This window comes from Saprospiraceae bacterium, from assembly GCA_016714025.1.
GTDB lineage: Bacteria > Bacteroidota > Bacteroidia > Chitinophagales > Saprospiraceae > Vicinibacter.
Genome location: JADJOB010000002.1, coordinates 2,399,116 through 2,422,111, shown reverse-complemented (window position 1 = coordinate 2,422,111; position 22,996 = coordinate 2,399,116). Strand labels below are relative to the sequence as shown.

General features: G+C 35.3%; 29 protein-coding genes. 19 read left to right on the top strand and 10 right to left on the bottom strand.

The window, feature by feature from the left end; genetic code table 11:
• Positions 1–10 precede the first annotated feature (10 nt).
• The 15 genes from IPJ80_12880 to IPJ80_12810 all read left to right on the top strand — a co-directional run bounded on the left by IPJ80_12880 (position 11) and on the right by IPJ80_12810 (position 8,897).
• On the top strand, positions 11–1,624 hold the full coding sequence (locus IPJ80_12880) for a hypothetical protein (GenBank protein ID MBK7914376.1): 1,614 nt from the start codon (positions 11–13) through the stop codon (positions 1,622–1,624).
• Complete coding sequence (locus IPJ80_12875) at positions 1,618–2,877, top strand: hypothetical protein (protein MBK7914375.1); 1,260 nt, start codon at positions 1,618–1,620, stop codon at positions 2,875–2,877. Before IPJ80_12880 ends, IPJ80_12875 begins: the two co-directional genes overlap by 7 nt.
• Before the next feature lies 1 nt (position 2,878).
• The gene (locus IPJ80_12870) at positions 2,879–3,217 is read left to right on the top strand and encodes a fibronectin type III domain-containing protein (GenBank protein MBK7914374.1); all 339 of its coding nucleotides are present in this window, start codon (positions 2,879–2,881) and stop codon (positions 3,215–3,217) included.
• Between the two features lie 17 nt (positions 3,218–3,234).
• Positions 3,235–3,471 carry a hypothetical protein gene (locus IPJ80_12865; GenBank protein ID MBK7914373.1) on the top strand — a complete coding sequence of 79 codons (237 nt, stop codon included), beginning with the start codon at positions 3,235–3,237 and terminating at the stop codon, positions 3,469–3,471.
• Positions 3,468–3,698 (top strand): hypothetical protein, encoded by a 231-nt coding sequence (locus IPJ80_12860; GenBank protein MBK7914372.1) that lies wholly within the window; start codon positions 3,468–3,470, stop codon positions 3,696–3,698. The genes IPJ80_12865 and IPJ80_12860 overlap by 4 nt, the downstream gene beginning before the upstream one ends.
• Positions 3,695–4,336 carry a hypothetical protein gene (locus IPJ80_12855; GenBank protein ID MBK7914371.1) on the top strand — a complete coding sequence of 214 codons (642 nt, stop codon included), beginning with the start codon at positions 3,695–3,697 and terminating at the stop codon, positions 4,334–4,336. The genes IPJ80_12860 and IPJ80_12855 overlap by 4 nt, the downstream gene beginning before the upstream one ends.
• A 10-nt stretch (positions 4,337–4,346) precedes the next feature.
• Positions 4,347–4,922 carry a hypothetical protein gene (locus IPJ80_12850; protein MBK7914370.1) on the top strand — a complete coding sequence of 192 codons (576 nt, stop codon included), beginning with the start codon at positions 4,347–4,349 and terminating at the stop codon, positions 4,920–4,922.
• Complete coding sequence (locus tag IPJ80_12845) at positions 4,919–5,383, top strand: hypothetical protein (protein MBK7914369.1); 465 nt, start codon at positions 4,919–4,921, stop codon at positions 5,381–5,383. Before IPJ80_12850 ends, IPJ80_12845 begins: the two co-directional genes overlap by 4 nt.
• Entirely contained in the window at positions 5,380–5,661 is a 282-nt protein-coding gene (locus IPJ80_12840) for a hypothetical protein (protein MBK7914368.1), read from the top strand. The genes IPJ80_12845 and IPJ80_12840 overlap by 4 nt, the downstream gene beginning before the upstream one ends.
• Positions 5,662–5,719: 58 nt before the next feature.
• Complete coding sequence (locus IPJ80_12835) at positions 5,720–5,995, top strand: hypothetical protein (GenBank protein ID MBK7914367.1); 276 nt, start codon at positions 5,720–5,722, stop codon at positions 5,993–5,995.
• Positions 5,996–6,192: 197 nt separating this feature from the next.
• Positions 6,193–6,672, top strand: coding sequence for a hypothetical protein (locus IPJ80_12830; GenBank protein MBK7914366.1), 480 nt, complete (start codon positions 6,193–6,195; stop codon positions 6,670–6,672).
• Between the two features lie 15 nt (positions 6,673–6,687).
• The gene (locus tag IPJ80_12825; GenBank protein MBK7914365.1) at positions 6,688–7,161 is read left to right on the top strand and encodes a helix-turn-helix transcriptional regulator; all 474 of its coding nucleotides are present in this window, start codon (positions 6,688–6,690) and stop codon (positions 7,159–7,161) included.
• A gap of 6 nt (positions 7,162–7,167) precedes the next feature.
• Positions 7,168–7,623, top strand: coding sequence for a protein-export chaperone SecB (locus tag IPJ80_12820; GenBank protein MBK7914364.1), 456 nt, complete (start codon positions 7,168–7,170; stop codon positions 7,621–7,623).
• A 15-nt stretch (positions 7,624–7,638) separates the two neighbouring features.
• On the top strand, positions 7,639–8,226 hold the full coding sequence (locus IPJ80_12815) for a hypothetical protein (protein MBK7914363.1): 588 nt from the start codon (positions 7,639–7,641) through the stop codon (positions 8,224–8,226).
• Positions 8,227–8,528: 302 nt separating this feature from the next.
• Entirely contained in the window at positions 8,529–8,897 is a 369-nt protein-coding gene (locus IPJ80_12810) for a hypothetical protein (GenBank protein MBK7914362.1), read from the top strand.
• Between the two features lie 53 nt (positions 8,898–8,950).
• Here the strand turns inward: IPJ80_12810 and IPJ80_12805 are convergent, their stop codons facing one another.
• From IPJ80_12805 to IPJ80_12780, 6 genes are all read right to left on the bottom strand, one after another.
• Positions 8,951–9,286 carry a hypothetical protein gene (locus tag IPJ80_12805; protein ID MBK7914361.1) on the bottom strand — a complete coding sequence of 112 codons (336 nt, stop codon included), beginning with the start codon at positions 9,284–9,286 and terminating at the stop codon, positions 8,951–8,953.
• Between the two features lie 101 nt (positions 9,287–9,387).
• Entirely contained in the window at positions 9,388–10,440 is a 1,053-nt protein-coding gene (selD, locus tag IPJ80_12800) for a selenide, water dikinase SelD (GenBank protein ID MBK7914360.1), read from the bottom strand.
• Positions 10,430–11,467 (bottom strand): tRNA 2-selenouridine(34) synthase MnmH, encoded by a 1,038-nt coding sequence (gene mnmH / locus IPJ80_12795; GenBank protein ID MBK7914359.1) that lies wholly within the window; start codon positions 11,465–11,467, stop codon positions 10,430–10,432. Before mnmH ends, selD begins: the two co-directional genes overlap by 11 nt.
• 2 nt (positions 11,468–11,469) lie before the next feature.
• Positions 11,470–12,012, bottom strand: coding sequence for an exonuclease domain-containing protein (locus tag IPJ80_12790; protein MBK7914358.1), 543 nt, complete (start codon positions 12,010–12,012; stop codon positions 11,470–11,472).
• Between the two features lie 32 nt (positions 12,013–12,044).
• Positions 12,045–13,751 carry a 1-acyl-sn-glycerol-3-phosphate acyltransferase gene (locus IPJ80_12785; protein ID MBK7914357.1) on the bottom strand — a complete coding sequence of 569 codons (1,707 nt, stop codon included), beginning with the start codon at positions 13,749–13,751 and terminating at the stop codon, positions 12,045–12,047.
• Positions 13,738–14,367, bottom strand: coding sequence for a YihA family ribosome biogenesis GTP-binding protein (locus IPJ80_12780; protein MBK7914356.1), 630 nt, complete (start codon positions 14,365–14,367; stop codon positions 13,738–13,740). The genes IPJ80_12785 and IPJ80_12780 overlap by 14 nt, the downstream gene beginning before the upstream one ends.
• 92 nt (positions 14,368–14,459) lie before the next feature.
• Here IPJ80_12780 and IPJ80_12775 point away from each other — a divergent pair, with 92 nt between their 5' ends.
• Positions 14,460–15,098 carry a PorT family protein gene (locus IPJ80_12775; GenBank protein ID MBK7914355.1) on the top strand — a complete coding sequence of 213 codons (639 nt, stop codon included), beginning with the start codon at positions 14,460–14,462 and terminating at the stop codon, positions 15,096–15,098.
• Here the strand turns inward: IPJ80_12775 and IPJ80_12770 are convergent.
• Positions 15,088–16,056 (bottom strand): ABC transporter permease, encoded by a 969-nt coding sequence (locus IPJ80_12770; protein ID MBK7914354.1) that lies wholly within the window; start codon positions 16,054–16,056, stop codon positions 15,088–15,090. The two genes, IPJ80_12775 and IPJ80_12770, sit on opposite strands and share 11 nt — an antisense overlap.
• Positions 16,057–16,185: 129 nt before the next feature.
• Here IPJ80_12770 and bshC point away from each other — a divergent pair, with 129 nt between their 5' ends.
• The gene (bshC, locus tag IPJ80_12765) at positions 16,186–17,802 is read left to right on the top strand and encodes a bacillithiol biosynthesis cysteine-adding enzyme BshC (protein MBK7914353.1); all 1,617 of its coding nucleotides are present in this window, start codon (positions 16,186–16,188) and stop codon (positions 17,800–17,802) included.
• Here the strand turns inward: bshC and IPJ80_12760 are convergent.
• Positions 17,799–18,650, bottom strand: a complete 852-nt coding sequence (locus IPJ80_12760) for an acetyl-CoA carboxylase carboxyltransferase subunit beta (GenBank protein ID MBK7914352.1) — start codon at positions 18,648–18,650, stop codon at positions 17,799–17,801. The two genes, bshC and IPJ80_12760, sit on opposite strands and share 4 nt — an antisense overlap.
• 148 nt (positions 18,651–18,798) lie before the next feature.
• Between IPJ80_12760 and dapB the strand changes: the two genes are divergently transcribed.
• Positions 18,799–19,521 (top strand): 4-hydroxy-tetrahydrodipicolinate reductase, encoded by a 723-nt coding sequence (gene dapB / locus IPJ80_12755; GenBank protein ID MBK7914351.1) that lies wholly within the window; start codon positions 18,799–18,801, stop codon positions 19,519–19,521.
• Between the two features lie 46 nt (positions 19,522–19,567).
• Positions 19,568–21,517 (top strand): DNA primase, encoded by a 1,950-nt coding sequence (locus tag IPJ80_12750; GenBank protein MBK7914350.1) that lies wholly within the window; start codon positions 19,568–19,570, stop codon positions 21,515–21,517.
• On the opposite strand, the gene trxB is transcribed toward IPJ80_12750, so the two are convergent.
• On the bottom strand, positions 21,514–22,452 hold the full coding sequence (trxB, locus tag IPJ80_12745; GenBank protein ID MBK7914349.1) for a thioredoxin-disulfide reductase: 939 nt from the start codon (positions 22,450–22,452) through the stop codon (positions 21,514–21,516). The two genes, IPJ80_12750 and trxB, sit on opposite strands and share 4 nt — an antisense overlap.
• Before the next feature lies 1 nt (position 22,453).
• Positions 22,454–22,993 carry a shikimate kinase gene (locus tag IPJ80_12740; GenBank protein ID MBK7914348.1) on the bottom strand — a complete coding sequence of 180 codons (540 nt, stop codon included), beginning with the start codon at positions 22,991–22,993 and terminating at the stop codon, positions 22,454–22,456.
• Positions 22,994–22,996: the final 3 nt, after the last annotated feature.

Genomic DNA, 22,996 nt, shown 5'->3' with positions numbered 1-22,996 from the left:
TCTATACCCCATGAAAAAGTTAGGATTAATCGGTTTAATCCTGCTTTGGTTTATTGCACAAGCTTTCAGCCAGGCAGGATTAAACTATGATATGGAAATTCAATCTTATTGTTTTGTTGATTCAATTAGTCCATCAAATCAAGTTGAATTTCAAAAAATTGTCAACATCAATTTAAAAACAGAGTATCTGAAAACTGCAGACGGAACGGCTACTTATACACCTACGGGCACTGTGATACCTTGTTTCAGATTGAATGGTGTAAGTGAATGCCGCTTACGTACCATTACCAATAGCAGTAATAAAAGAAAATGGCAGCTTGCAATATCAGATGTATCGTCATACCATGATGATATATTTTTAGCAGCAATTTTCTATGAGGAATTCCTGGGCGAAGGTATCGGACCTGGTAAATCTAAAACTCCAATTCCTTTAAACTATCCTTACGGAAATACTGCAAATGAAGCTACTCGCTTTGTTGATGACATTAAAGATTGGATGAACTGCAAAGGCATCCACTATATTGATACATCGACCTGGGCTTTGAAAGGCCAATACGCTTTAGATTTTCAAATCCATGTTGTAGACAACAATTGGAGAATCAATTTAAATGAAGCTTATTTTTCAGTTAATCTCAAAGATCCAATTCCAACATACATCATTAAATCCGGTGGTAATTCAGTAGTATCTGGCATTAACACAGAAGAAGTTTGTGAAGTATTTCGTAAAGAAAAAAACGGTGCTGTATACTACATACTTCCTTACTACGGAACTTCTCCAATTTATCCTGATGCATCAACATTTGGACTATTAGGCCGTCGTGTAGATTGCAATTACCAATCGAATCGATCAGATGATTGCGATCGTCCAGCATCACAAAACTGTTATATAGCTCGTACTGATTCCACGCTGTGTACTTATTATTGCCATATCCCAACAAAGGATACCATTACAGCAATCTCTTACATGATGAATGGTACAACGACCATTCCAATCAACGGATCTTATTTTGCCACGGTCCAGCCTGATCACAAACAATTGCAAGACACCGTTCAAAAGTGGCTAGCTTCTACAAACCGTTACGGAAAATTTACCGTTGAAAATACAAAGTCTACTTCTGATGGTTGGGTGATTACTTGTCAATACACTGATCTGATGTTAGATTCAATTACTACTAATCGTGGTAAATATCCATTCGAAGTTGTAGACTGCAAAGATTATTTATACTACGATGTAACCAGGAATGAATTAGGAGGAGTTGTAAATACAATCAATCAATATGGCGAAAATGTACTGTGTCCACCTGAGGCCTCTGTAATGATTCCCTGCGATCAAATATCTGATATCGCAGGATGCCGATATAAAGGAATGTACGGAAACCAAGTTCAAAATGTAGCGGGTGCCGTAACTTTTAACTTAGGAAAGTTTAGCTCATTTACTGTATACCAAACAGGAGGATCTGGAACGATAACCAATAAAAAATATGACGGAACGTCAACAACGTTCACAATATCTGGTGGAATGATATTTTCTGTAAAATCAGAGCAGAAATGCAAGTATTTGGCTAGTCAAAATCTGACTTATACTTGGGTTTCTGGAACCGCAATATTTTCATACACATGGTAAACTCAAGAAACCCTTTTCCGGACCCAAGAGAACTCTTAGTTAATGTTATAATAGGAATTGTAACATTTATTATACTGGTAACTTGTTGTAGTAAATTACACTGTCAAGCTGAAATGAATTTTGTAAATCAAAAAGGCTTGCCGGCAATTGGAGATACAATACCTACAAGATCATTCATTGCTCGATACTCTTCTGGAACAGGGGAGGCTCAAATTTTGAAAATTGGGTACGGTTTTACCTTATCCGGAGATTCAATAAATCCTGCGGCTACTTCATCAACTCCTAATATTATTACGCCAACGACTTTAAATGAACAAAAGCATGATTGGGATCCAACTGGTTTTGGAACAGCAGACATTATTAGGCTTGCCTCTGATGTAAATTGTAACTCAATTGCTGGAATGGCTCCTCAATCTGATGGTGAAAAAAAGCTTTTCATCAACATCGGATCTTATCCATTTTTCTTTGTCGGCGAACACACATGGAGCACAGGAAACAATCGGATTAAATGTCCAAAAACAATTCCAGTATATCCAGGTGAAGAAGCAACGGCCATTTATGACAATACTTTGCAACGCTGGTTTATTTCAAAGGTAAATTCTTCAGAAAATACAAAAGAAGTAAAATTATTTTCTTCTCTTTATTCCAGTACAGCCTCAGATTATTCAGAATTAAGTACAGCAACATCGGGTGGATCTATTTCAAATACTGCAAGTTCAGCTAACTCATTTGGAGGTCTTACATTGTCAACTTCTACAAGCTCAACTGGCGCTGCTGAAATTTATCATACTGCAGGAACTTTATCTTACTTCAACAAAGCATTTATTTACACACAATGCAATGTGAATTTTCCTGCACTATCTGATGGAACTAATACATATACTTACGAATATCGAATCACAAACAATCCTGGCAATACTGCAACCGGTGGAAATTCATCCTGTGGAATTCGTTACACACATGGAACAAATGGAGGCCGCTTCTTTGGTTTTACTAAAAATTCAGGTGGTTCTGAAACAACCATTGATCTAGGTGTAACCGTTGCAGCCAATAAAAATTATACACTCCGCATTGAAGTGGACATTGAAGGATATAACTACTGGTACATTGATGGGGCAGCGGTTGGTTTTGGTTGGCAAACAGGCCCAAGTCTTGCAACTTGTACCTCTAGCCATGTCATTGTTAAATCAGCCGGTACAACTGCCCGCACAGCAATTTTGCAATCATTCCTGACCGGAGCAATCTATCCATAGTATGAAACAGTTTATAATCATTTTGCTTTGCTCGATGCATTTGAATGCTTGGTCAATTGATCCACCTAAGAATGTTACCGCTGTTGAAGTAACTACTACAACTGCTTTGATTATTTGGGATGAAACGGATCAATACTGCAATTATTTACTGAGGTACAGAATCCGAATATCACCTGGTGTGTATGCTGAATGGCAACCTTGGCAAAACTATAATGGAGGTCAGTTCAACAGTCATTTATTTGAAAACTTGGAACCGGCCACATTCTATCAATACGAAATATTCACATCGATTCGAAAGGAAAATTCACAAATAGTAACAAATTGGTTTGAAACACAATAATAAAATTGTAAATGGAAATGGAAGTCGTAAAAGTATTCGCGCAGTTTGGAGTTCCTACAATGGTACTTGGATTTGTTCTTTGGTTTTTATTGAAACCGCTTGTACAGGTTTTGATTAAAAATATTGAAGTACAAACCGATGCACTTAGTAAAATCACTCACAATCTATCTAATATATCTGAAGAATTGGCTGAAGTAAAAGATAGCCTCCACGCAATGAAACAAGACATTAAGGAAATTAAAAATAGTAAATGATGAAAACATCTTGTATTGTAAAACTCTTACTCCTTGGTGGAGCTGTGTATTTAGTTGCTAAACATTTTGCTAAGCCAAAAAGAATTCCAGGATCTACACCAATTGTAGATTCTGAATTTGATGATTTCACAGAAATTGAAACCATCCGAATGAATGGAATTCCTTCAATTAAAAATATTAATTCCTTTAACCGGCTACCAAGAAAATCCGGAAACATCATTGCATGACAAAATCATGGAAAATTACAATTGCCATATTGACCGGTCTTTTACTTTTTTCAAAAAAAGCAAAAGCAAATTCACCTTATAACGATTATGAAGCTATGTTAAAATTATTCCTGGACAGTTTTACAAAATCATTTGGACCTCTTAAAGAAGCCCAATCAAAAAGCATTGCACAAATCGTGCTTTCATTTATCGATTATGGTGATCGAGATTTAAGAAAACTCGCATACATACTTGGAACAGCCTGGCATGAATCAAAATTGATTCTCGATCGGGAAAAAAGAGGCCAACTAGGTACAAAACTATACCAACTCCAGGAAGCTTATTGGTACACCGGATTTTATGGAAGAGGCCTGATTCAAATTACACATGAGGACAATTACAAACGCATGGGTAAAGCCTTGCGAGTTGATTTAGTTAATAATCCTGACCTTGCTTTGGACCGTGCAATATCTGCAGACATTGCTGTGCGTGGAATGATGGAAGGAATCTTTACTGGACTTCCATTATCACGATTTATAAATGGAGCTACTGCAGATTATTACAATGCCCGCAAAGTAGTAAACCGTACAGATCAAGCTGAATTGATCGCTTCATATACTACAACCATCATCAAGAACCTGGAATATCAAATAGTCTAAATACTGCAACATGAAGAAAATCAATATCTTTTTTGACTCTTCCGGAACAACTCAAGTACCGGCCAGCTTCATTGATATGGTTTCTTCAATCAATGATCCCGAGTATCAATTCTTGATTTTAGATTCTTTTAACCTCATTCCAAATGAACAAGGTTATTTTTTCTCCTATGTTGATGATCAATCCGGAGTGTATCGAGTATTCAGAAAGCTTCCAGTAAATGTAAGTCTTGCTGAATTTAAAAAAGTCATTGAAGAAATCCTTACCAGTCGCTATTCATTCAATTCCGATAACATCGATGATGCTTACGGTGGTACCGGTGATGCCACTTTATTTAAACTCCCAATTGGTGACAAACGCTTCGGTGGGGGAGTAATCCCTTTTGATGTACTACCAAAATGGCTTAAAGACATCATGCATTCCATTGGACTGGATGGATTTAATATACCCTGGTATTTGTTTGCTGCACTAACAGGTTATTCAGGATACAAGCTTAATTCCAAAGGTACCAATAGAACACTGTGGACAATCATTTTGCTGATTGCAGCACTGGCCACAATTAAAGCACTTAATAATAAATCCAAATGAGCTACGCAGAACTAATCATATTCACTCAACCTTATTGTCCACATTGCGAATTGGTCAAAGATCAAATCGAATCCCTGAAAGCCAATAATGCTGGAATAACTCACGCAGATTTACTTCCAGGTGCAGCCAATAAAGATGATGCAGCACATAAGCTTGCAACCAGGTACAACATCAGTTCAACTCCTTCAGCTGTTTTAATCGAAGGTCCAGCATTCCAGGTGTATACCGGTACTGAAATATTTTTTGAAAATAAACTGCAGGATATTTATCGAGCGGCTCAAAATCGGGATCCATTAAAAAGTAAGCCTGCTAAAAAAACTACACAACCGGGTACCATTCCCGGTGATAATCCGACAGTGATCGTGGATCCAGGTCCACCGGTGGTAAATCCTCCGGATTCAAAAAAAGGAATCTATTTAGGAATCGCAGCTGCAGCTGCTTTAATTCTATTTTCAAAATGAAAAGAAATACTGCATTTTTAATTGCCGGTGGTCTTGGGATTGGAGCACTTTTATTGTTTTATTATAACTATCAGCAAAACCAAAAGAAAAAGCTCAGAGAAGAATACATAGCTCGTCTACGAGCATTTCAGCAACGATATGGCCAAAACTATGTCCCGCCCAAAAACTCGCCAGAATGGTACCAATGGCTTCAATTAGGTGTAAATGCCTATGGATTCACCAGGAGCCTGTTTGAAGAAGGCGGTATTTTTAATAAAAAAGGATGTGCCCGGACCTGAAGACACAGAATTTTGGACAAACCTCGATTTAATTCCATAACCCAAAAACTTACATACAATGAATAAAATCTATTCCTGGGCAGCTCAGCTGCTACTTTCCAAAGTCCTTGGTGGAAAAAAAACAATGATCCTTGGCTGGACAAGTACTGCAATTGGTACTTTCAACATCATGTTTTCAACTGAAAATCTGCAGGCCATTTGCGAACAATATGGTCTTTGTCTGCAGACATCTGCAGTCTTTGGTACCATCCTGGTTGTAATAGGGGAGGCCACAAAGCTCCTTCGCTATGCTACCGGCCAGTCCTACCGTGACCCTGAATTTTTTAAACATTAATAGACGAATGATATCGATCTGCATAACCTGCTGGATCGGATTGGGGTATTAGAGAGATGAACAGTCTCAGACGGCCACTGGGAAACCAGGGGCCGTTTTTTTATTATATTTGCTAAGCCAGGACGATCCAAAAACGTCAAATAAATTCAAAATTTTAGTTAAAAGTAAAATTTTAGACAATTTTATAATAAATTTGCATGGAATTTGAGTTAATTGAGTTAGTACCCCTCTCTGGAAGTAAATGTACTTTCTACACTATTAAATTAAAAACTGGAGCGACTTTATTGGATAATTTTATTACTTCCTACGATGATAAATACAAACAAGGGATTGATGAAATATTTCAAAAAATCAAATCTATTTCAAATCTAGGAGCAAGAGAATATTTATTTAAAGATCATTATGGAAAACCTGGAGATGGAGTATGCGCATTAGCAGATGAAACTAAAAAAAAATTAAGGCTAATGTGTATTCGCTTTTCAAATGTAGTAGTTATACTAGGAGATGGGGGTCCAAAATCAACTAGGTCAATTCAATCTGATCCAGAACTAGATTTTAAGAGGAAACAAATGATAAAAATTTCAAAATTGATTACTAAGAGAATGTTAGAAGACAAAGAACTTTATTGGTCTGCGGATGGATTAAAACTTGAAGGTAATTTTAAATTTGAAGAGTAAACAATATATTTAAACATGGAAGCAAATAGCAAATTAACAAATTTACTCCAAAATATTTTGGACAGAATAGACCCAGAAAGTCAATTCAAATCAAATAATAAAATTGGTCTAGCAGTTACTTTAGCTGATTTGCTTGAAGTTAATAAACTTAACAAAATTAAATTTGCTGAGTTAGTAAAAAAGAGACCTTCAGAAATTACGAAATGGCTAAGTGGTGATCACAATTTTACTATAGACACACTTAGTGAAATTTGTTTCAAATTTGGAATTCCAATTCGTGATTTGTTTGAAGAAGATTTAACCGAAACAGAAATAGAAAAAAATAAATCATCATACGAATCACCAGAACTAAGTACTGATACTAATACTAATTTAAGCAATCCTTTTACAAATGTAATACGAGGTACAAATCTATGCTATAAGGTAACCAATAGCGATAATGAATACTTTAGTCAAAGTACTAAAATTAAATTAGCAAATTCCAATTAAAATTTTATGAATATACAATTTGGTGGAATTCTAATTAATGAATGTAATTTAAAATTTGAAGGCGATATAGTTCCTGATCCAACAAAATTAAAATTCAATTTCAAATTCTTTCCAGCTTATCTTGCCAATGAACCTAATAAATTTGGAGTAATTTTTGAATTTAATTTGAATTCAGAAGATAATCTATTTAAAATCTATATTGAAGCAATTTCATCATTTATAACCGATGTAGAGATAAATGATGAATTTAAAGCATCACCTTTTCCTAAAATTAGTGCACCTGCAATTGCCTTTCCTTATCTAAGGACATTTATCTCAAATCTAATGTTGAATTCTGGTTATCAACCTGTAAATTTACCTTCAGTTAATTTTGTTAAAATTGTTGAAGATACAGATAGAAAAATCAATTCTGAATCTACTAATAAACCCACAAAAGGGGTTAAAAGAAAAAAAGCAAAATAAATTAATATTAATGCTTTGACTAAATTAGAAATATTCGTAACCAAATGTGCTCCTCTTTACTGGTTGTTTACAGCTGAAGAGCTAAAATTTTCATGCGATTTAATTACTCAAAATTATTTGAGTAGTTCAAAAATTCATAAGTTTGCCTACCCAGATCCAATGAATAACAATGCATTAATTTTAAAAGATGGTATTTCTAGAGGTTTTTATTTAATTGCAGGTTTAATTATAGAAAATTTATTAAAGGGTATTTGTGTTTTGCAGGATTCAAAATTGATAAACAGTGGAAAAATCCATAAACCTATTATAACCCATAATTTAAATGATTTATTAGATCTGATTAATGGATTAAATTTGAACAAAAATGAATTAATTCTTATAAAAAAATTAAGTGAGGCTATACCTTATTGGGGCAGATATCCAATTCCTTTAATTTTTGATAATATTAAAAATGAGATTAATATTTCAAAAAGTGATATTAAGTGTTTTGAAAAAATATATCACAAATTAGTAAATAAAATAAATAAAGACTTAATAAAAAATGGTTGGCAATCAGGTATTAAAGATGGAATTGGAAGTATTCTAAACTATAGATGTCTCTAAATGTTTTTTTTCTTTGTTTCTAAATTTACTAAAATACTATCATAACACCCCACTTTCTTTTAACACTCCTATAACACCACTGTATCAATACTGCAACTTATATTTGTATCGCTTAAAGTTTTTTCAGTAAGGGTAGTGATGCCCTGACAACTCATAGGGCTTTTTTTATGTCCTATAGGAAGATCCAGCGGCGTATTACCTCCGTGCCGCGTCTATAATGGATTCGGCAAGCCCTTACTGAGGACTTTAAGCAACGGGAAAGGATACGCCGCTTTTTAATTGTATCCACAAAAAATTTCTTTATGCTTAAGAAAATCAGTAAGCCTTCAGGAAAGGCAAAAAAACCACCGGTAGTAAATCCGGATCCACCGATTGTAGATCGTGCATATTTTGATGACCTGGCTAAGCCACCGGTCAATGATGCAGATCGTGAACAATTGATTCATCATTACATTGAGCTGCTTGGATTGTTTGGTGCAACCGTTGTAAGCATCAAATACATTAATGGCCAATATGAATGTTCCGGAATGACCGGGACAACGGAATATTACGGTCCTTCAGACAGTTCACTACAACGTGCTGTTTTCTTTTTTATTAAGCACATCATGAAAGCACATCACAAATTGATGTACAACATCTTTCAGGGCTTTTTAAATCAAAGTCAAGTCTAAAACCAATCACAGATGCTGGCACTGACAAATGCGAGTTTGTCAGGCCAGTGTTTTTATTTTTTAGCAAAAAAATCAGCAAATTCATGATGATTCCAAACCTTTTTTGTCCTGTAATTGACTCTGCAGCAATACGACTTAGACGCAATTTCATATTCAATCACTTGTCTGATAAAGTAATTTACCCAATCGGCGTCCGGAGCAAAAACTTTGTCAATGTTCGATTTCCAGGGATTCATTTTCTTTTTCCTAAACCATTCGAGCCAAAAAAACAAGACGATTGCTTGCTTAATATCATACGCAGGAATCTTAACATCATTCAAAATCCAATCTGGTTTTGCCGTTCCGATGATTCCGGTTCGAAAAGAATAAAAATACAATTGAGGTTCCATAAATTACATTGGTTTTACGTACCTCCGGTAAGCGGCAACTCCCGTATAAACTCTCTAAGGTTTTCCCATAATTTATATTATGTTAAGTTGTTATTTGATAACTACTCAACCACGATATTTAAGGCCTCACCAGATGCTTTCACGCTAAACTCCCCGATACATTCTGCGTACCAGTTTCCGTTTTGCAAGATGTTTTCTAACTCTTTTCTATAGTTTGGATCAATGGATATTAATAAACCACCACTCGTTTGAGGATCTCCAAGTAATTTATACCATTCCGGATTATCCAACTGAACTTGTGCTCCATAGCTAGTCCAATTTCTTTTGGTTCCTCCAGGAATAGCCCCTTTCTCTATGTAATCATATACTACCGGGTCAAGAACTGGCAACTTAACATAATTAATATTGGCTAGCAAATTCGATGCTTTGCACATTTCATTTAAATGTCCGCAGAATCCAAAGCCGGTTATATCCGTCAGTGCGTGAACTTCAGGATATTTAGATATTTCCTCACCCAATCGGTTAAGTCTGAGCATGGAATCACTGGCCAATTTCCTATGCTTATCATCCAGAATCGACTGCTTTTCTGCGGTGGTTAAAATGCCTACTCCCAGTCCTTTAGATAAATATAAAAGATCACCTGCTTTGGCGCCGTCGTTCTTTTTTAAATGCTCAATTCGTACGCGTCCATTCACAGCAAGGCCAAACACAGGCTCAGGACAATCGATTGAATGTCCACCAGCCAATGGAATACCCGCTTCCTTACAAACGGTTCTGGCGCCTTCTAAAACCTGTCCTGCCCAATATGGATCAATTTTATCTATAGGCCAACCTAAAATTCCAATCGCCAATAAAGGCTTTCCACCCATTGCATACACATCGCTGATCGCATTTACAGATGCAATTCTTCCAAAATCATACGGATCATCGACAATGGGCATAAAAAAATCAGTGGTACTGATTAATGCAGTCTCATCTCCTAAATCTAAAACGGCTGCATCATCGCGTCCTTCGTAACCAACCAATAATCCTGGAAATTGATTGTTGCCAGATGATTTTAAAATTTGATCTAATAGCGCAGGTGATATTTTACAACCACAACCAGCTCCATGACTAAATTGAGTAAGACGAATTGGCTCTAATTTATATTTCAAAATATTTCTTTTTATAGTTTAACAATGCATCAACCACCGCTTCATTGCCTTGACTTGCAAATTGCAATTTAATAATTTTAGGTGAACCATTTATCTCTAAATTGTAATCATAACATTTATCATAATAATTTAAAGCAATACAGGCTGCAGCTTCATAATTTTGGACGCTGATAAAATCAATTGCATTTTGCGCTGCTTCATGACCTAAGCGCTTTCTTATTTTTTCAAATGAACTGATCAAAGCTTTGTCATCTTCTTTTTGATATAAGGCCATTAAATGATTTATTCTAAACGATGTATCACGTTCCACATTAATTAAACTAGCTGCTTTAATATGCTTCCAAAATAATTCCGGAATGTAATTTCGTCCAATGGTTCGACTTTCATTCTCAATCCAAATCCAACGCTCATAATCTAATTCTGCAATTGTTGAAAAGAGATTATTTTCAAATTGTTCATTGGTTTCTTGTTCAGGCTCCCCGATCCAACCAAATGCCGAACCTTTGTGGTGTGCCAATGCTTCCATATCAATGATTTGTTCGCCTTGCTTTTCCAATGCATGTAAGAGCTGCGTTTTAGCGGTCCCGGTTCTACCTCCTAAAATAATAATTTTAAATTTTTTTTCACTGTAAAACTCCATTTGCATCTGACGATAGGCCTTATATCCACCATGGAGCAAATTGATTTCAAAGCCGGCATTTGCCAATAACCAGGCCATGCTTTTACTTCGTTTTCCTCCTCTCCAGCAGTGCACTAAAAAACTTCTGTCTTTTTTTAACTGGCTTACTTCTTCCACAAAATATCGCAACTTAGGACCTACAAATTGCAATCCCAATAACATGGCTTCCTTGGGTCCGTTCTTCTTATACACTATGCCAATGTCATGACGTTCCTGATCACTAAATAAAGGCAGATTATAAGCACTCGGTATATGTCCTTGCTTAAATTCAATTGGAGATCGTACATCTATTATTTGCCAAGATTTCTCTAAGAGCCACAGTCCTGCTTCTTTCTCAATGACGGCCATTATTATTTATCCCAATATTCAAACAGTTTAATAAAAAGTTTTGCTAGATTCGTGGCATCCGGTAAGGCACGATGACGCCCTCCTTCAAATTCTATGTTTTCAATTTTTAAAGCTTTATCCAGTCCTACTGGTTTTGGTAAATTTTTTATTTTAGCATATTGAGGTTTCAAATCCACAAGTCCGTTTATCCAATCGCAATCCATGCGATGATTCCTGCAATCATCTTTTATCAATTTTAAATCCTTTGAGCCCCAGGTATAGAATACACTGTTATTTTCCTGATGTGAACTCCAATCCAAAAATGCATCAACAACATACTTAAAATCTTTTGCTTTGTCAAGATCGATTTGTTGCAATCCTGTCAGTTGTTTACAATATAATGAAATTTGAGGATTTTTAACGGGTCTCACTAATTTTGAAAACTGCCGGACAGGCGTAAGAAAAGAATCTAAATAAACGGCTCCAATTTCTATTATTTCTTGTTCATATTGCACACTGTTGGGATTCCAACACGTAGCTTCAAGATCAATAATAATATAAGCCATAGTCTAAAATAAAAAATAGTATATCGAACTGATTAAAATCGATCCACATTCCATTGAACAGACGACCAATCAATCAGTTCATCTAATTCCAGCACAGCCATTTTATTAGAATAAAAAAGTAGTCCAATAAAATCCTGACTTAACAATCGACCAAATTCATCTATAAACAAAATTCGATTGATATGGAATATGCCCAATGCAGCGATTCCTTTTGTTATAACTTCTTCAATAGGCCCTTCCAGTTCCATTGGCTCAATCAGTTTATTGTTTTTTACCAAATCCATCAGGATGGTTCGCAATTGCAAACAAAGTGTTTCAAATGCATTACGGGGAAAAACAAAATCTTCTTCTGGTATTTGAACCAGGCCATAAATATCGGCTTGCGGGTTCATCTTACTCAACAATTTAAATGCAGCAAAAGCTACTAAGTGACAAGGTAGAATATAATTATACTTCTTATAAACCTGACAGATCTTCTCCCCTAGCTCACGGGTATAAATACCTTCCCGCTGAGCATCCACCACAATTTTCCCATCCAATTGAAAATAATCCTCTTGCTTGATCTGAATTCCCTTATGATCGAGACTTAATCCTTGTTCATTCACACGATTTCCAAAAACATCAATCGGCATTCCAAATGTTAAAACTATATGAGTCGGTTTAGCCAGCAAGCGCTTTATGAATTTTAAATACGAGGCAAGCCCTTCTTTTTTTACTCTTGCAGAATATTTTTCTTGCCCTGTAATTTGCAAATGTTGAATCATAAGGGACCGTGCTTCCAAAACGCTTTCGTAACCCAATACAACAGGAACTACCACAATTTTCTTTGGACTTTTTTCTTCAATCAGAATGCGTTGAGCTTGTACCAAAGATCCTAATAATCCTAATTTTACTTTTGATTCCAATTCTCCTGAACGGCTTCTGGTTCCCCCTGGAAAAAATATGGTATTTACTCCATCATGTACAGAAAGCTTGGAATAGCTATTTAAAGTCTGCAAATAAACACTGTTTTTCTTTCTGCGATCTACCTTGTAAGCTCCCAAGCGATTCATAAAAAAAGCAAAAAATTCAGAATCGAATAGATTGAGACCTGCACCGTAACTAAATGCGGGAAGGCCAAGCAAATTGTCTACTGTATACCCAATCAACACGCTGTCCAGATTACTGGAATGTGTTGGTACCAAGATTACTAAATGATCCTTAAACAATGCTCTGACCTCTTCACAATGCCCATTAATATGGATTGCCTCCATATTTTTTTTGTTCATTCGTTTCAAATTAATTACTGACTGCCATCCAAAAGGATACAGAATTAAATGAAAAAAGAAATCACATATTTTGCGAGCCGTTAAAAATGTTTTAGGATTAAAATGTCCAATTATTTCCAGGGAATATCGTTTTATTAAACGAAGCAGCGTTTCTTTATTTGCCTCATGTTTATCAGCATGCAGTTGATTGTCATTGTATTCCTTTTGAATTTTGCGGTAATACTGCATTTCATTTGGAGGATCCGCTTTCCATGGATTGGATTTTACGCGTTGCTTTTCTAAATAGATCGCACGGGCAATGGCCTGATCAAGATCTTCTTTAGGCAAACTTGAAAAATAATTGTAAACATCTTTATGAAGTTTAATCAAAAATGATTTTCTGGTATTGGCGAAAAGACTGATAGGCCATTTGTTGATGTCCTTTTCTATGTGCTCAAATTTTCTATACTTCGCCAGATTATATTCCTCCATGTTTTGTCTCTTTTTGAATTTGAATTAGAATATTCTCCATTACTAAAAACAAATCATCTGAACCAAACCGCTTTTCAGCACTTGTAACAAATATTGGAGGACATTCATTCCAATCTTTCAATAATTCTTCTTTTAATTTTTTTGTAAAATCAGTGACCAGTCTGTCTTTCGTTTTATCGGCCTTCGTTAAAATGATATGAAAAGGAATCCCCAGTTGTCCTAAATAATTAATTGTATCAAGATCAATTTTCTGGATATCAATAGAAGCATCCACTAATAAAAATACGAGGCATAAATTTGATCTTTTCCTTAAGTAGTTGCCTATCTCTTTAGCCCATTTCTCTTTTAATTTTTTTGACACACTTGCAAATCCATAACCAGGAACATCCATGACAAGCCAGGAGTTATCCATCTTGTATAAATTGAATGTCTGGGTTTTACCCGGAGTCCGGGAAACCCTGGCCAATTGCTTTCGATTGCATAAGTAATTTATTAAACTGCTTTTACCTACATTCGAACGGCCCCAAAAACAGAATTCCGGCAAATGACTTTCAGGTAATTCACCAAAGGTTCCAAATGATCCTAAAAATAAAGCTTCCTGTGCTTTTATATGCATATTGGGTCCAAAGTTCGTTAAGTTTATCCTAAATTAAAAATCCACATACTACATCTTATGATTTTTTCGTATATTTGATATAAATTATTACCGTGCGTAGAATAATTGTATTTATTATTTTTAGTTTGAATGCATATTATTGTCATGCTCAACTTGACTTTACGGTGACAGGAGGAATGCATAGTATTGATGTTGGTCCCAAGGATTTTGTTGTTACCAATAAAAGCGAATTGGATTCCTTTAAATTTTCATTTAAAAATGCATCATACGGATATCACTTTGGTATTGGACTCCGGATTAATTTAAATAATTTTTACTTGCATCCTGAGTTTATTTTTAATTCAAATAATGCACATTTCAAGGTCAATAATTACAATGTACCTCAGTTGGTAGATTCTGCACGAGATGAAAAATATCAATATTTAGACATTCCTTTAATGCTCGGAGTTAAATTTAATATCATACGCCTTTATGCAGGTCCGGTAGCGCATATTTTTATTAACAACAATTCTGAATTGACCGATATAGATGGCTATAATGATAAATTTAAAACTGCCAGTTTTGGATATCAAGCAGGTATTGGCTTTGAGTTATTTAATTTAATTGGAATTGATATCCGCCATGAAGGGAATTTCAGCCAATATGGTGATCATATTAATTTTTTTGGAAGTCAATTAAACTTTGATAAAAAAGCCTCTCGGCTCATTGGTAGTATTAGCCTTATATTTTAACCCGCGGATCTAACCAGGCATAAATTACATCAGCAAGAATATTTATTGTCACAAAAATGCAAACGGTAACGATGCAGCACGCCAACACTACCGGAATGTCAAATTGACTTAAAGCCTGAATGGTTAAATCACCCAAACCTCTGAAATTAAAAACAAATTCTACAAAAAAAGCACCCGACAACAACGAAGCGAACCATCCACTGAGTGTTGTAATTATGGGATTCATGGCATTTGGGTAAATATGCTTAATAAGCACTCTGAATGTATTTGAACCGAGTGAAATGGCTGTCCTTACGTATTCCTTTGATCGGACTTCTAATAAGGAAGCCCGCGTCATTTGTGCAATCATTGCAACCGGACGCAAGCCCAAAGCAAGACTGGGTAAGACCAAGCGATCCCAATTGAATACTTCATTCCCAAAATCGTCTAAGGAATACAAAGATCCCTGTAATGGCAAATGAGTATATTCTACCAGGTAATAGCCCAGTAACATTGCAATGATTACTGCCGAAATATAACTGGGAATTGCATAAAAAAACGTTGTGGTCATAGTTATCACCGAATCAATCCAAGTTCCAAAATAAACTGCAGCCAGGGTTCCTGAAATCAATCCAATAATCAGTGCAAAAAGCATTGCAAACAATCCAAGAAGGCCCGTTGATATCATTGCTGTTTTAAGAAGATCCGACACTAATTCACCATTTACATAGGACCTTCTGAAAAATGGCCATTTTACAATTAATTTGTTATTATTAGATTGAAAGATCGTTTGAAAACTATATTCTTCTAAACGAGGATCTGAATTATGTAAATATTGAATACAACTAAGATCTTCCAGATACCTATAGACCTGGATGTAATAGGGTTGATCCAGATAAAATTTCTTTTTTAATTGATTGATGGTTTCAGGATCTGCACGTTGACCAAACTGGATTCTGGCTGGATCTACCGGAGCCATATAGATAATAAGACTAATCGATAATATAACAGCTATCAAGGAGATAAAACCAATTAGTATTTTTTTAAGCAAAAACAAGCTCACGGAGAAATCAGATTATAAACAAAAGTAAATACCTTTACCTTAAGTATGCCAGAGAAATCAAATAGTTTTACAAGCATTGCCATTTTTCCTGAAATAAAACACGGATTCAATCCTTTTGACTTAGCGTATTGGCAAAATTCTACTAAATTTAGTTCCTTAATCAGCCATCCTGCTGAACTAAATAATTTCTCTGAGCAAATTGGCAAAAAAAGAGACTTTCCATTTAGAACAGAAATTAGCACGATATTATTCGAACAATATAACAGCATTAAACTAACGGATCGTGTTAAAACAAATATCGAACGACTGAAATCGAGCGATTCGTTTACAGTTATTTGTGCACACCAACCCTGTTTAATGGGTGGTCCCCTTTATTGGATCTATAAAATTGCCACAACGATAAAACTATGTCAAAATTTGGAACTTCAATTTCCCAATAAACATTTTGTCCCAGTTTATTATTGTGGTGCTGAAGATCATGACTTTGAAGAAATTAACCATTTCCAGATTTTTAATCAAAAAATTGAGTGGAAAACGATTCCCGGGCATGCAGTGGGTCAATTAGATGCAAAAGAATTATCTCATGTTATAGAAACCTTGCAAAAAATGTTTTCGAATTCAGAACAGGCAAAATTGTTTTTGAATAAAAACATTGAATGGATTAATCAAACAGATACCTATGTAGATTATTACCGCCATTTTGTTAACGAACTTTTTGGCTCTTATGGACTGTTGTTTTTTAACCCGGATAACAAATCAGCAAAGAAATTATTTTCACCAATTATTAAAAAGGAATTACTTGAACAATTTATATATTCAAATGCTAAAAAGAGCATACCTGTTATAGAAAAACTCGGGTATCATACACAAGTAAACCCAAGAGAACTAAATCTTTTCTATCATCATGCAGATGGCCGAAAACGAATGGTATTTGAGTCAGGAATTTACAAATTAATTGATGCAGCAAATCAATGGACCCAAGAAGAAATTTTAACTGAACTTGAATCAAATCCAGAGCGATTTAGCCCCAATGTATTATTACGTCCATTATTTCAAGAGTACCTATTTCCAAATCTTGCCTTTGTAGGTGGAGGTGGAGAAATCGCATATTGGCTCGAATTAAAAGCTTGTTTCGATGATGTAAACATCCCCTACCCCCTTCTGTTCCGAAGGTATTCTGCTATCTATTTTGAATCCAGTATCCTTCAAAAAATTTCAAAAACTTCCTTTACGGAACTTGACTTTTTGGATCCAATCACTCAATTAGAATCTAAATTTGTTAAGAATCAAAATAATACACATGTCTTACAACCGGAAGATTTTAAAGCGATCACCAATCTATTAGAAAAAATTAAAACAGATTCAAATCAATTGGACCAATCAACCAAAACGAGTATTGAGGCTGAAATTCATAAAATAATAAAGTCATTAGAACATATAGAGAACAAACACTTGAAGGCAATAAAAAATAAATTGGAACAGGAAATTCTTCAAATACATAAAATTAAAGACAATTTGTTTCCGAATCAATCTCTTCAAGAACGAATCCAAAACTTTTTACCTTATTATTTTAAACATGGACCAGCCTATATTAATTACCTGATTCAAATGTATGAACCAGGTTTAAACAAACTATACTTAGTTCAGGAAGCTACGGTTTAATTTTCAGAGACATTAAACAAATCCAATAAATCACTGACTGAAGTTTTAAGATCTTTCCGGTCTACTATAAAATCAAGAAAACCATTTTCCAACAAGAATTCTGATCTTTGAAATCCTTCCGGCAAATCTCTTTTAATGGTTTCTTTAACAACTCTTGGCCCGGCAAACCCAATGAGTGCATTTGGTTCCGAAAAGTTAATGTCTCCAAGCATTGCAAAAGATGCTGTGACGCCTCCAGTTGTAGGATCTGTCAAAAAGGAAAAATAGGGAATTTGATTTTTGGCTAACAAAGTTAGTTTTGCCGATGTTTTGGCCATTTGCATTAAGGAAAATGCAGATTCCATCATACGCGCACCTCCAGATTTAGAAATAATCATTAAGGGGGCTTTATGCTCTAAACAAAAATCAATTGCACGGCTGATTTTTTCACCCATAACACTGCCCATTGAACCCCCAATAAAAGTAAAGTCCATCGCAGCGATGACTAATTTTCTACCATTGATTACTCCGGCAGCCACAGTTATGGAATCCTTGTGATCCGCTGTTTTTCTTGCATCTTCCAGCCGTTTGGAATAAGATTGCAAATCTGTAAAATTCAAGAAATCATAAGAAACCAGATTATCAAACAAAATCTCATAGTTTCCATCAAACAGGATTTCAAAATATTGGTCAGAACTAATCCTTTGATGGTAATTACATTTCGGACATTTGTGAAAATTTTCCTTTAATTGTTTGGTTGTCAACATTTCAGAACATTCCGGACATTTATACCAAATTCCATCCGGGGTTTCCTTTTTAACTTTCGTCGCAGTCGATATACCTTCCTTGAGCCGTTTAAACCAACCCATATTTTAAGCCTTTTCTTTAGATAATTATTTCCTAGTAACAAACAAATTTATGCTTAATTGCCAACTTAGACTTTTAATTTTGATATTCTTAAGTCTTAACGCAATAATTTGCGTGACAAAATTATAATTAATTGATTTATAGCAATATATGAAGGTATGTTTAATCGGATTTGGCAAAATGGGTCGTGCTATTGAGCAGCAACTTTTACTAAGAGGTCATCAGGTAGCTTATAAATTGGGTAGAAATGAAGAACCGTTTCTTGAAAAAGCACTTGCTGACTCAGACATCGCAATCGAATTTTCTTCTCCAGAAGCAGCTGTAAATCATTTAAAAACATGTTTTAAAATGCAATGTCCTGTAATTTGTGGCACTACCGGATGGACAGATGCCTGGGATGAAATCCAGGATGCTTTAAAGCAATCAAATAGCGCATTCATTTTTGCATCAAATTTTTCAATTGGCGTTCAACTGTTTTTTGAACTTAATAGAAAGTTGGCTCAATTAATGGGTTCCAGGCCGGAATATCAGTGTTCAATTCATGAGGTGCACCATACGCATAAAAAAGATGCTCCTAGTGGCACTGCAATCAGCCTGGCCCAGGATATTATTGGAAACCATCCAAATTATAGCTCTTGGAGTTTAGACAAGCAACTTTCATCTGAAACACTTCCAATATATTCTGAGCGAAAAGATCCTGTAGTTGGTATTCACCAAATCAACTATAACTCAACTATTGATACTCTTGAAATTAAACACACCGCTCACAATCGGGATGGATATGCCCTGGGTGCCGTTTTAGCAGCTGAATTTTTAATAGGAAAAAGAGGAAATTTTACGATGCGGGATGTTTTAGGATTAAATTCTATTTAATCTAATTGTCAACACTTTAGCTTATTATGAGTTTCTTATTAGGAATATGATTAGTTCAAAATCAATTGAAGAAGTATTTGAAATAGCGCGTATTGAAGACGTAGTGCGGGATTATGTAGATTTAAAAAATCGCGGATCTAATTTAATTGGCTTATGTCCTTTCCATAAGGAGAAAACTCCTTCTTTTTCTGTGTCTCCTTCAAAGAATATTTTTAAATGTTTCGGTTGCGGTAAAGGAGGCAACACGGTTCAATTTGTAATGGAAGTTGAACAACTCAGTTTTCCTGAAGCAATAAGAACGCTTGCTAAAAAATATCAGATAACACTTGAAGAGACTTTTAAACCAGATGTAAATCCAGAAACACAACAGGAATTAGAGAGTCTATACATCATAAACCAATTTGCTCTAAATTATTATAAAAACAATTTAACAAATGATCCAATTGGTCAATCTGTTGCATTATCCTATTTTAAACAACGCGGATTTCTTGAACAAACCATCGAAACATTTGAATTAGGTTTCGCTTTTGATGAAACGGATGGCCTATTAAAAAAAGCGTTGCAAGAAGGATATAAATTGGAATTCCTTCAAAAGCTTGGATTGGTAAGCGCGCAACAGAAAGATTTTTTTAGGAACCGTGTCATTTTTCCTATACATAATTTAACAGGAAAACCAATTGCATTTGCAGGAAGGCATTTGGTTACAGATTCTAAATCTCCAAAATATATTAATTCACCAGAGACCGAACTCTACCACAAAAGCAAAACACTCTACGGTTTACATTTAGCCAAGAAAAGCATTCGGGACAAAAACAATTGTTTCTTAGTTGAAGGATATACTGACGTCATGGCTTTACACCAAGCCGGCATTGAAAACGTGGTTGCATCATCGGGTACCTCGTTGACAGAAGAGCAAGTCCATTTACTAAAGCGATTCACACAACAAGTAAGTCTCTTGTATGATGGAGATCCCGCAGGAATCAAAGCGGCCATGCGCGGAATTGATTTACTGATTCAAGGAGGGTTGGACGTTAAAATAATATTAATCCCGGGAAATGAGGACCCTGATGAATTTATTCGCAAAATCGGATCCGAAGCATTTGAAAAATTTGTAGCAGAAGAGGCGAAAGATTTTATAATTTATAAACTAAACTTACATTCTACTGAAATAAAGAATGATCCGATAAAAAAATCGATTGCTGCAAAAGATATCATTCAAACCATAGCAAAAGTCGATGATCCAATAAAAAGAAGTATCTATCTTCAGCAGGCTGCCGGAATTCTTGGAATTGATGAAGTCAGTTTAATTTCTGCATGCAACAAGATAATCAGCGACGAAATTAAAAACAAAGCATTCAGGCAAAAAAGAGAAGCATTAGAAAATGATCAAAAAATACTGAATGAAATTTCATCTGATGAAACAATCAAATCACATTCTGGCCAAATATCAATTTCAAATGATGAATTTCAAGAAATTGACATTTGTAGAATTCTTATATTATATGGTCATCATAAAGTAAATTCTCAAGATGACATCCATTATGCAGAATTTATTATTGAAAACATAGCGGATACTCTTGCATTTTTTGAAAACGAATTGCTAAAACAATTTATTCTTGATGTTTCGAATCAACTCAGTCATGGCAAAACGCCAGACTTAAATTATTATTTGAATCATCAAGATTCGAATATTTCAAAATTGGCTTTAAATTTTAGTATAAATAAGTACGAATACAGCAGCAATTGGGAAGAAAAACACGGCATTTTTCTAAGCACACAACAAGCCCCGGAATTTAATTATAAATCAGACATTGAGAATTCCATACTGCGGTTTAAGTTGAAAAAATTCAATAAGGCCATAACAGAATTCGAACGAAGGATCCGTCTTGATGAAATCCCTGAAGAAGAATTGCAACTCGAATTAAAATCCCATCAACATATTGTAAACCAGCGCAATTACATTGCCAGCTTATTAAACACCGTTGTTATTAATTAAATTATGTGGTTTTCTACCAGATAGCGCTCCGCATCAAGGGCTGCCATGCAACCAGTGCCAGCTGCAGTTACTGCTTGCCTATAGATTCTATCCTGAACGTCTCCACATGCAAATACCCCCGGGCGGTTGGTACGACTTGTCCCAGGTATAGTTTTGATGTATTGCTGTTCATCCATGTCTATCCAGTTTACAAATGGCCCAGAATTTGGTTGGTGGCCAATTGCAACAAAAAATGCTTTAACAGGTATTTCAGAAATAGCTTGTGTTTTATTATTGATTACACGGACTGCTTCTACTTCTTCATTACCCAATATTTCCTGGGTTTCAGTATCCCAATGAACAATTATTTTCGGATTATTTAATACGCGTTCCTGCATAATTTTAGATGCCCGCATCGCATCACGCCTAACCAATAAATGTACTTTTGGACAGAGTTTAGCCAGGTAACTGGCTTCTTCAGCAGCTGTGTCACCGGCACCCACCACTGCAACATCCATTCCTCTAAAGAAAAATCCATCACAAACAGCACATGCAGAAACTCCCTTATTCATTAATCTTTTTTCAGAATCAAGCCCAAGCCATTTAGCACTTGCACCAGTTGATATGATTACGGTATGTGCTAAAAACTCTTCCCCTGATTCTGTCCAGATTTTATGCACTGGACCTGAAAAGTCAACTTTAGCGATCACTTCATATCGTATGTCTGTATGAAATCGCTGTGCTTGTTTTTGAAAATCCTCCATCATTTTAGGCCCATGAACACCATCAAAATATCCAGGATAATTTTCTACCTCTGTAGTAATCATTAATTGACCTCCTGGTTCTATGCCAGTAAATAACAGTGGATGCATATTGGCACGTGCGGCGTAGATGGCCGCTGTGTAACCGGCTGGACCAGAACCAATGATTATCGTATGATGAATTTTGTTTTCCATTTTAAAGTAACTTGCTCTTAAAGTAATTTATACAAATATTTTTAACATTATCAAGTACATTTAGTTCATTGAAATCATTCTCAACAATCAAATCAGCACGTTCATACCACTTCCTTCGTTTTAGGTAAAGCATTTCCAAAAAGTAAGCATTAATTGCATTGCCTGCAAATTGTGGCCTGTTATTAAAATCATTTTTAGCTTCCAATTGAGCTAAATCAGCCTTAAGATAAAGACAGAAACTTTGTTTTTTAATACAATCCAGATTATTAAGAAAGCAAGGCGTTCCGCCACCCATTGCAATTATTGAAACCTGAGAATCAAGCAATTCAAACATATAATATCGTTCCAGGACTCTAAACTGTGCTTCTCCATATTGCTTCCAAAATTGAGGAATCGTCATTCCGGATTGCGCTTCAAAATAATGATCCAGATCCAGTACATCCAAGCCTAATTCCGTTTTCAGCGCGTTCGCTAACCAGGTTTTACCAGATCCTGGCATACCAATCAGGCTAAGTTTTGGCTTAAGAGGTGGACATTTCAATTA